The 9613-nt window shown below is 68.9% G+C and carries 6 protein-coding genes and 1 pseudogene; 2 read left to right on the top strand and 5 right to left on the bottom strand.

Annotated elements, in window-relative coordinates; genetic code table 11:
* Window positions 1-37 precede the first annotated feature (37 nt).
* The 5 genes from ACI38Z_RS04225 to ACI38Z_RS04205 form a co-directional block, all read right to left on the bottom strand.
* Window positions 38-1108 (bottom strand): NADH-ubiquinone oxidoreductase-F iron-sulfur binding region domain-containing protein, encoded by a 1071-nt coding sequence (locus ACI38Z_RS04225; protein ID WP_439788940.1) that lies wholly within the window; start codon window positions 1106-1108, stop codon window positions 38-40.
* A gap of 11 nt (window positions 1109-1119) precedes the next feature.
* A complete protein-coding gene (locus ACI38Z_RS04220) occupies window positions 1120-3243 on the bottom strand; it encodes an FAD-dependent oxidoreductase (protein ID WP_439788939.1) in 2124 nt (707 codons plus the stop codon).
* Between the two features lie 98 nt (window positions 3244-3341).
* Entirely contained in the window at window positions 3342-4868 is a 1527-nt protein-coding gene (locus ACI38Z_RS04215) for an FAD-dependent oxidoreductase (RefSeq protein WP_439788938.1), read from the bottom strand.
* Between the two features lie 207 nt (window positions 4869-5075).
* A complete protein-coding gene (locus ACI38Z_RS04210; protein WP_439788937.1) occupies window positions 5076-6050 on the bottom strand; it encodes a flavodoxin family protein in 975 nt (324 codons plus the stop codon).
* A gap of 164 nt (window positions 6051-6214) precedes the next feature.
* Entirely contained in the window at window positions 6215-7807 is a 1593-nt protein-coding gene (locus tag ACI38Z_RS04205) for a PucR family transcriptional regulator (protein ID WP_439788936.1), read from the bottom strand.
* 152 nt (window positions 7808-7959) lie between these two features.
* Here ACI38Z_RS04205 and ACI38Z_RS04200 point away from each other — a divergent pair, with 152 nt between their 5' ends.
* Together ACI38Z_RS04200 and ACI38Z_RS04195 are read left to right on the top strand one after the other, a co-directional pair.
* Window positions 7960-8961 carry a phosphate acyltransferase gene (locus tag ACI38Z_RS04200; protein WP_439788935.1) on the top strand — a complete coding sequence of 334 codons (1002 nt, stop codon included), beginning with the start codon at window positions 7960-7962 and terminating at the stop codon, window positions 8959-8961.
* Between the two features lie 54 nt (window positions 8962-9015).
* Window positions 9016-9613, top strand: a pseudogene (locus tag ACI38Z_RS04195) (butyrate kinase); the annotation flags it as partial.

Here is a 9613-nt window from a genome sequence, read left to right as displayed (position 1 = left end):
TGTGTGGCCTTGCGTCGGCTGTCGTCGCCGTTTGTCGCTACTTCTTGCGGCGCACCGGGATGGGCTTTGGCGGCGTCTTGGGCTTCTTGTTGCCCGCCATCACGACGGCACCCTCCTTGCAGGCCTCCAGGCAGCGGCCGCACTGGGTGCACTTGCGCTGGTCCACCACGTGCACGAAGCCGGGCTTGCCCATGATGGCTGCGTCCTCGCAGGCTTCCAGGCAGTCGCCGCAGCCGGTGCAGCGCGACACGAGGATGTGGTACGTCTTATACGCGTCACAGTCGCCGGCTGGGCAGGCCTTGCGCGTGTAGTGCGCGGCGACCTCGTCGCCAAAGAGCGCGAGCGCCTGGCGCACGGTCTTGGCCATGGTGCGGCCCACCTCGCAGAGCGACTGCTCCTCCATCACGGGCGCGAGGTCCTGCAGGAGCTCGACGTCGCCCGGCTGGCCATGCCTGCGGCACACGTCGTGCATGACGGCGGCCATCTGGAACGAGCCCTCGTGGCCGAAGACGCAGTGCCCGCAGGTCTCGTGGCGGTACTCCTGGCAGATGCGGTCGAGCGCCTTGGCCGCGCAGTCCTCCGGCCCGAGCACGCGCACGACGTCGCACGCGAGCGTGACCTCCGTCGCGTCCGCAGGCAGCACGTCGCCCTGGGGATAGCCCAGGTAGACGGCCTTGGCGCCCTCGACGCCGGCGGCCTTGGCAAGATCTGCGGCCGTCGTGCGCACGGGAAGCTCCACGGGCTCCGCGGCGTCGTTCAGCCACACGAGCTTGGTCTGTGCGCCGTCACCGGCAAGCCAGGCCTCGCCGCCCACGAGGGCGTCCTCGCAGGAGCCGGTCACGGCCGAGGGTATGGGCTTCTCGCCCATAAAGAGGCGCCGCGCCGCGGTGTCGTTGCCGTAGACGTAGCCAAACGACGCGTCCGCGCGGGCGACGGCCACGCCGGCGGACTCGAAGGCCTGGCAGAGCGCGTCCTCCCCCGCCGGGAGGACCACGCGCGCGCCCTCGGACGCGGCCTTGCTGACGGCGGCGTCCACGTCGCGCCTGAGCAGCGTGAGCGCTGCGGGTGCCTGCGCGTAGGCAGGCATGAAGTTGACGATACGTGCCATGCGGATCCCCCCTAGTACTCGTTCCAAAGAAGCGGCTTGGTCAGCGTGAGCCTCAGGTCGCACTGCAGGCAGCGCGAGGCCTCGCGCTCGGCCTCGTCCTTCGAGAACGGGCACTCGTAGGGCTCGAAGCTGCCCCTGCGCTCGCTCGCGGCGGCAATCCTGGGCATGACAGGCCCGTCGTAGAAGCCCTCGGGGGCCTTGCCGATGTGCGGCTGGACGGGGTCCTCGTCGAGAAGGACCTCGGAGATGTCGCCGTCGCCGCCCAGGAAGCGGTCGATCGCCTGGCTCGCCTCGCGTCCTCCCTCGATTGCGGCGATGACGGACTTGGTGCCGGTCACGGCGTCGCCAGCCGCGAAGACGCCCTCGACGCTCGTGCGGTGGTCGGAATCCGCCACCACGTACGGGCCGTGCGTGAGCTCGAGGCCCATGTCGCGGGTGTCCTCGGGCTTCTGCCCCACGGCAAAGATCACGTGATCCGCTGGAAGGGTGAGTTCCCCGCCCTCCACGAGCTCCGTCACGGGGCGGTGGTCCTCGTCGAAGTAGAACTTCGCGATCTTGTGGATGGTCATGGAGCCAACGTGGCCGGGGTTGTCCGGGTCCTCGTTTATGGACGAGAAGGCATACGCGTCATGCAGCGTCACGCCCTCCTCCGCGGCCTCCTCGCGCTCCTCGGGCGTGGAGGTCATGACCGCCTCCGCCTCGAGGCAGCACACGTCCACGCTCTGGGCGCCCAGGCGGATGGCGGTGCGGGCGCAGTCGTAGGCGACGTTGCCGCCGCCGAGCACGACCACGCGGCCGCTCACGTCCATCGGCTCGCCCTTGCGGGACGCCTTGAGGAAGTCCGTGTTGCGGATGACGCCCGCAAGCTCGTGGCCCGGGGTGGGCAGCACGGTGCCGTCGAACGTGCCCACGGTCACGAGGACCGCGTCGTAGTTGGCGCGCAGCTCGTCCAGGGAGTGCACGCGCTCGCCGCAGCGGATCCGGACGCGCGGCTCCGGGTCGTCTGCCTGCGTGACCTTGAGGATCGTGTCGATCTCGCCATCGAGCACCTCGTCGGGCAGGCGGTAGGCCGGGATGCCGTAGCGCAGCTGGCCGCCGGCCTCGGCCTCCGCCTCGATCACGGTGACGGAGTGGCCCTTCTCGGCAAGGTAGTACGCGGCCGTGAGGCCCGCGGGTCCGGCGCCCACGATGGCTACGCGCTTGCCCGTGGGGGCGTCGTGGCGCGTGCGGGCCATCCACTCGCCCGTGTCGCGCACGGCGGCCGCGCGCTTGAGGCGGCAGATGGAGAGCGCGCCGTGCAGGTGGTTGCGCTTGCACTCGCCCTGGCAGTTGTGCGTGCAGATGGAGCCCAGCGTGTTGGGGAAGGGCACGCGCTCGCGAACGACGGCCGTGGCCTTCTCCCACTCCCCCGCCTTGGCATGGCGCAGGTAGCGCGGGATGTCGATGTGCGCGGGGCAGCCGGAGCGGCACGGCACCACGTTGTCCTCGCGGGAGCGCTCGGGCCTGTTGAGGCCGAGCACGTCCACGATCGAGCCCGTGGGGCACACCTCCACGCAGGCGCCGCAGAAGCGGCAGCCCGCCTCCTCGAGCGAGACGTGGCCGTCGGTCCCGATGCGGATGCCGTCCTCCGTGCGCTGGTAGTCGAGCACGCCCACGCCGCGCAGCTCGCGGCAGGCGCGCACGCAGCGGCCGCACCTGATGCAGCGCGTGAACATGTGCGTGATGAGCGGGTTGGAGTCGTCCGTCGGGACGGGACGGGTGCGGCAGCGCCAGCGGGCAGGCGACACGCCCATGAACTGGTACATGCTCTGCAGCTCGCACACGCCGAACTTGGGGCAGCCCGTGCAGTCGGACGGGTGCGTGGCCAGGATGAGCTCCATCGCCATGCGGCGCACGTCCTCCGCCGCTTTGGCGTGGGAGTCGACCACCATGCCCTCGCGCACCTCGGTCTTGCAGGCGGGGACGGCCAGGCCCTCCCCGTCCACGACCACGGAGCAGAGCCGGCAGCCGCCGACCGCCTCGAGGTCGGGATGCTTGCAGATGTGTGGGATGAAGATGCCGGCGTCGAGCGCCGCGTCCAGCACGGACGCGCCCTCCCGCGCCTCCACCTCCGTACCGTCGATAGTAAGCCTCACGTGAATTTCCTCTCGCCAGGGCGCCCCCTGCGCCCTATGCCAAGGGGGTGCGGCCCGGGGTCCCGGGACCGCACCCCCTCGTTCAGTTACCTAGGGAACTAGTCCCAGTCGTCGTCTCCGGCCGTGGCCTCCGCGACCTTCTCCGCCGCGTTCTCGCCTGCGATGCGCCCGGAGTTCAGGCAGAAGCCCATCGTGTTGCCGGGAATCGCGTAGTTGTAGGAGTCGCCGTAGATGGTGCAGGCGTCTGTTCCCACGCAGTAGAGGCCGTCGATCACCTGGTAGTCGTCGGTCATGACCTCCATGTTGTGGTTGATGAGGACGCCGCCCAGGGTGCCGTACGCGCCCACGTACTGGCGGCACGCGTAGAAGGGACCCTCCTCCAGCGGCATCATGAAGACGCGCTCCTTCTCGAAGAGCTCGTCGTAGCCCTTCTCGCACATCTCGTTGTACTCCGCCACGTTCTTGGCGAGGCCCTCGGGGTCGATGCCGATCTTCTCGGCCAGCTCCTCCAGCGTGTCCGCCTGGGCGATCACGTGCTTGCCGTTGCCGTCGAGGTACGTGTCGAGGTCGCGCTTCCACTGCTCGTCAAAGCCCTGGTACAGGTCCTTGGGGTGCACGTGGCTCACGATGTCGGGACCGTCCTTCTTCCAGTGGCGCAGCATCTTGGAGTCGAAGATCGAGAAGCCCACCTTGCCGGGCAGGTGATTGATCGCGTTGCCCACGAACGTGGTGTTGAAGATGTCGTCCTCGGGCATGAAGCGCTCGCCCGTGCGGTCGCACCAGTAGCACGGCTGGCGGAAGGCGCCCTCGACGTAGAAGTGGTTCATGTTGTCGGGCAGCTGGTACATCATCTCCATGCTGACCGGCGTGTGGCCTGCGCCGACCTCGTGGCACATGTTGAAGCCGTCGCCGTCCATGCCCGGCACCGCGAAGGAGTAGAGGTTCTTGCCCCAGTCGAAGCCGATCTGGTCATGGATCATCTTGGCGTTGTTGCCAAAGCCACCCGTCGCGACGATGACCTCCTGGCAGGAGATCGTGACCTCCTCGCCGTCCTTGTTGGTGGCGACGACGCCGCACACGGCGCCCTCGTCGTTGGTGAGGAGCCTCTTGCCCGGGCACTCGAACATGAACTCGACGCCCAGCGCCGTGGCGCGCTCGGTCATGCGCTTGGTCATCGTGGTGGCAGCGCGCGGGCCCGGCTCGGAGCCGTCCTCGGGCTGGACCACGTGCCAGGTGTACTCGCCGTCGGCGTAGGCGCGGGTGCGCTCGCGGGCGCGGAACGCCGGGCGCACGGAGTTGAACACGACGCCGATGTCCTGCAGCCACTTGATGGTGTCGCCGCTCTTGAAGTAGTACGCGCGGACGAGGCGCGGGTCCACCTGGTAGTGGGTGTAGAACATGTGGCGGCGGAACAGCTCGCCGGGCGTGACCTCGATCATGGACGCGCGCTGCACGGGCGAGCCGGCCGCGCACGGGCCCATGCCCATGTTCGCGGCGCCACCGGTGTTGGCGGCCTTCTCGAGCGTGATGACGCGGGCGCCTCCCTCCGCGGCGGCGATGGACGCGGCCAGGCCGGAAAGGCCGGCGGCCACTACGACGACGTCTGTCTCGAGCTCTTGTGCCATGGGACTCCTCCTAAGACGAAACCCTTACACCGCGCACGTGCGCGGACGAATTCTTCCTCAATTCTTGCCACGCGCCCCCGCCGTGCCTATGTGCAGACGAACAACAATTGCCCGCCGCCGCGGCCGCGCACTGTGCGCGCGTGGAGTCAAGGCAAGGCGCCGGGGAGAAGGACGCGTCCCTCTCCCCGTGACCTCGCCTTGGGTGCGCTAGCGCTCCGGCATGCTCGGCTGGATGAACTCGCGGTAGCGCCTGACGCGCTCCTTGTACGCGTCGCCCTTCTGCAGCTGGGCGAGCTCGCCCTCCATGCGGCCGATGTCCTCGCCGTGGATCTGCTTGCCCTCGGCCGTGTCGTGCGCGCGGAAGAGCCCGCGCTCGTCGTAGCACTCGTCGTGGCGGTACTCGACCTCGACCTTGCCGTCGACCACGTGCACGTGGCCCTCGAGGCCGCACACGGAGCAGATGGCCTTGTCGGTCCCGGGGACCAGATAGAAGTCGTTGGCGTTGCAGTGGGGGCAGACGCCCTTCTCGCCCTTGTACTGGGCGTGCTCCGGGTCCTTGGCGGCACGGGCCAGGTTCACGCCGATCTGGTGCGCGCGTGCCACGACCTCGTCGTCCATGAGGGCGCGCTTGCTCCAGGGCACCCACTCGTTGTCGATGACCCTCCACGTGGGCGTCATGGACTGGATGGCGTGGTCGGACTGGGCGTGCGTGCCCCAGTCGGAGCCGCCGATGGCGATGTAGCTCACGGGCTTGCCCGGGCAGATCACGCGTGGGTCGGGCTCCTTGGAGGGCTTGCCCTCTGCCGCGAGGCCGCGGGCGATCTTGGTGGCGATCACGTTGTTGCCCGTGTCCATGCGGGGCCCAAAGCGGTCCATGATCGTGTGGAACAGGCCGGACGCGCCCGTCTCGAAGATCGGGTCGCACATCACGATGCCGTCGGCCTCGGCCATCTTGAAGAACAGCCAGTCGAAGTCGTCCTTGTGGATGCAGCGGTTGCCGCGGCCGCTCATGAGCGACTTCACGCACGCGATGCAGCCGGTGCAGTGGCGGATGTCGAGGTCCTGCGCACGGACGAACTCGACCTCGCAGCCCTCCTCCACGGCGCCCATGAGCGCCTCCTTGCAGATGCAGTCGTTGTTGCCGTTCCTGGTGCCAAACGACACGCCCAGTACCTTTGCCATGAGGCTTCCTCTCCACGCATGCGGCCACCCCCGTGGCCGCGCCAAGTGGGGATAGCGTAGGTTGGAGCCCATTGTGCGATTGCACCAAAGATCAGAGTGGCAACTGCCTTCCTTTGAGGTCAGGTCACGTCGGCAGCGCCAAGCCGGGATGCGACGATACCGTGCTAGCGCGCGCCGCCGAGCCCCTCCATGATGGCGGCCGAGAAGCTCACGGCAAGGCGGTCGTCCCCGTCCTTCAGGTCAACGTGGAAGAGGTCGCGAATCTTGTTCACGCGGTAGAAGTACGTGTTGCGGTGGACCGAGAGCGCCTCCGCCGCGTCAGCCGGGCTCCCCGGGAAGCGCACGGACGCCACGGCCGTGCTCAGGTAGGCCGTGCCGTGCGCGCGGTCGTAGGCGTCCATCGCCACTATGCGCTTGTCCAGCAGCATGTCCTGCGCGCCCGCGAGCTCTGAGTTGTGCGCCACGACCTCGAAGCGGTGGCGCCACAGGCACACGACCCGCGACGACCCCTCGCCCGGCCGCACGGCCTCGCACAGCTCGCGGCACTCGCCCAGGCGCTGGCGTATCCCCACCAGGTCGGCAAACGGCTCGCACACGTAGGCGCGCATGTCGTTGTTCTGCAGCATCTGCAAAAGGGCGCGGTCGCGCCCCAGCCTGCGCTCGCAGCGCTCGTACGCGTCGAAGCCCACCTCCGAGGACGGGCCAAGGCTGACGAGAAGGACGAGCGCACCGTCCGCGACGCACCATGCCACGTCCGGCATCGTCCGCTGCACGATGGCGCCCGCACGCGCGTAGTAGTCCTCGTTCGCGTCCTGGGGACCAAGCACGCGCAGCAGCACGAAGGCGTCGTCCGGCGAGAGTCCCAGCAGCTCGAGGTGCGCGCGCAGCGCCTCCTCGTTCACGAACGTGCCCTCGAGCGCGTCCTGCAGTATGGAGGATCCCCTGCCCAGGCGGCCGCCCGCCGCGCCCAGCCTGTCGATCATGATGCCCGCCAGGTCGCTCGCAAAGTCCACGAGCTCGAGGTCGAGCCCCGTCATGCGGTGCGTCGCCTCAAACACGTCAAAGCGACCCATCTCCAGTCGGTGGTGATAGATGATCGAGGTCACGCAGCGGTCCTTCTCACCCGAGCGCTCGCTCATGATGGAGTGCCGCGCGGCCCTCACGGAGCTGATGATGCCGTCCTCGCGCATGTGCTGCTCGACCTCGGGCGTGATGTAGCCCGCCTTAATCACGGACCTCACGTCATCCGTGGTGGGAAGCTCGCCCGCGTGAGCCAGGACCTTGTGCTCCGTGTTCGAGATGATGACCGGGTTGCCCAGCACGGAGGCCGCCTTGCGCGCGAACTGCCGCATGTCGTAGGAGTCCAGGAAGCACTCGAAGAGCTGGTTGCGCCGCGCGGCCAGCTCGCCGCTCCTGCGCACCAGGCCCAGAAACGCGTCCTGGAAGTCGCTCGGGCAGAGCCTGCCCCAGCAGCGCACCACGCCCTCCTCGCTGGAGGGGTCGACCCGGCCGCCCGCGTCCCTCTCGCCCGCGTCGCCCTGTGAGTCGCGCTGCTCGTACACGAGCATGAGCCCCTGGTCCGTTGCCGGTGCGCCGTCCTGCGCGAGGTCCGCCACGGATCCCAGGCGAATCACGCCCTGCGTGCCGGCACCCGTGCCCCACACGGGCGAGACGACCATGTCCCAGCCGAGCTCGGCCTCGTCGTGCACCGCGTAGCCCCCGATGGGAAGCTCGCTCAGAATCGTCCTCAGCTTCATGCGACAGCCACCCCGTCCACGTCCTTCTTGCCCGTTGTACGCGCGCACAAGTCTATCACGCGGGACCGCGCCGCATTTTGGGGCCGCTGCCATGTGCGCCGCGGGCGGGGCCGCATACGCTTGGCGGGAGTTTCCAAGGATTGGAGAAGAACGTGGCAAAGCTGATTGACGAGCTCATAGCAAAGGCAAAGCAGTCCCCGCGCAGGGTGGCCCTTCCCGAGGCGACCGACGCGGACACGCTCCGTGCGGCGCGCGCCGTGCTGGACGACGGCATCGCCCAGCCCGTGCTGGTAGGACCCGCGGACGAGGTGCGCGCCGCCGCGGCAGAGGCCGGGATCGACGTGGGCGACATGGAGCTCGTGGACACCTCCGATGCGGACGCGGCCGACGCGCTGGCCGAACGCTATATGTCCGCCGGGCGCGAGCGGCTCGTCTCCGCCAAGGGCGCGCGCCGCAAGATCAAGAAGCCGCTCAACTACGCCATGGTGCTGGAGGACCTGGGCGACGTGGACTGCACGTTCTGCGGCCACGTCAACACCACGGGCGACGTGCTCATGGCGGCCTCGATGATGATCGGGCTCGCGGACGGGGTGGACGTCCCCTCCATCCTCGCGCTCGCGCAGGTGCCGGGCTTCGCTGGCCCCGAGGGCGACGTGATCGCGCTCACGGACTGCGGCCTCAACCCCGAGCCCTCCGCGGAGGAGCTCGCCTCCATCGCGATCGCGGCCTGCGACAACGTGCACGCCCTCATGGGTTGGGAGCCGCGCGCGGCCTTCGTCTCGTACTCCACGGACGGCTCCGGCGAGAGCCCCTCGGTCGAGCGTGTGCGCGAGGCCCTCAAGATCGCCCGCGACCGCAGGCCCGACCTCGCCCTCGACGGCGAGTTCCAGCTCGATGCCGCCATCGTGCCCGCCGTGGCTGCCAAGAAGGTCAAGCGCCAGAGCGACGTCGCCGGCCGCGCCAACGTACTCGTGCTCCCCGACCTCAACTGCGCCAACACCATGATCAAGACCATCCAGCTCTTCGCGGGCGGCAAGGGCTACGGCCACACGCTCAGCGGCTTCCGCCGTCCCGTGGCGGACAGCTCCCGCGGCGCCTCCGTGGAGGAGATGTTGGGCGACATCGCGATGCTCGTCCTCTCCGCGGCGGAGTAGCCCCGCGGCAACCCTGCCATCGGCCATCAAACGTCAAACGTCTTAGGAGTACCCATGACCTACAGGATCCTCACGCTCTCCCCCGGCTCGACCTCCACAAAGGTGGCCGTGTTCGAGGGCCCGGAGTGCCTCATGCGCGCCAACGTCACCCATCCGGCGGAGGAGCTCGCGCGCTTCGACCGTGCCGTCGACCAGCTCGACTACCGCATCAAGACCGTGGAGGCCGAGCTCGGCCGCGCTGGCATCGCCCTCGAGAGCATGGACGCCTTCAGCGGCTACTGCGGCGGCATGGGGCCCACCCGTGGCGGCATCTTCGCGATCGACCAGACCGTGTGCGACCACGTGCTCAACTGCGGCATGAACCACCCCGCCATCCTGGGCGCGCCCATCCTCTACTCGTTCGCCAAGCGCACGGGCAAGCCGGCCTTTGCCGTCAACCAGCCCGACACGGACGAGCTGGACGACGTCGCCCGCATCACCGGCTACCCCGGCGTCTACCGCAAGAGCCACGTGCACTGCCTCAACCAGAAGGAGTGCGCCATCCGCTTCGCCCAGTCCGTCGGCAAGACGTATGACCAGGTCAACGTCATCGTCGCGCACGTGGGCGGCGGCCTTTCCGTCGCTGCGCACCGCCACGGCTGGATGGTCGACA

The organism is Parafannyhessea sp. (assembly GCF_051876455.1).
Taxonomy (GTDB): domain Bacteria; phylum Actinomycetota; class Coriobacteriia; order Coriobacteriales; family Atopobiaceae; genus Parafannyhessea.
The sequence above is the reverse complement of the archived record's forward strand: the minus strand, read 5'-3'. Positions and strand labels throughout refer to the sequence as shown.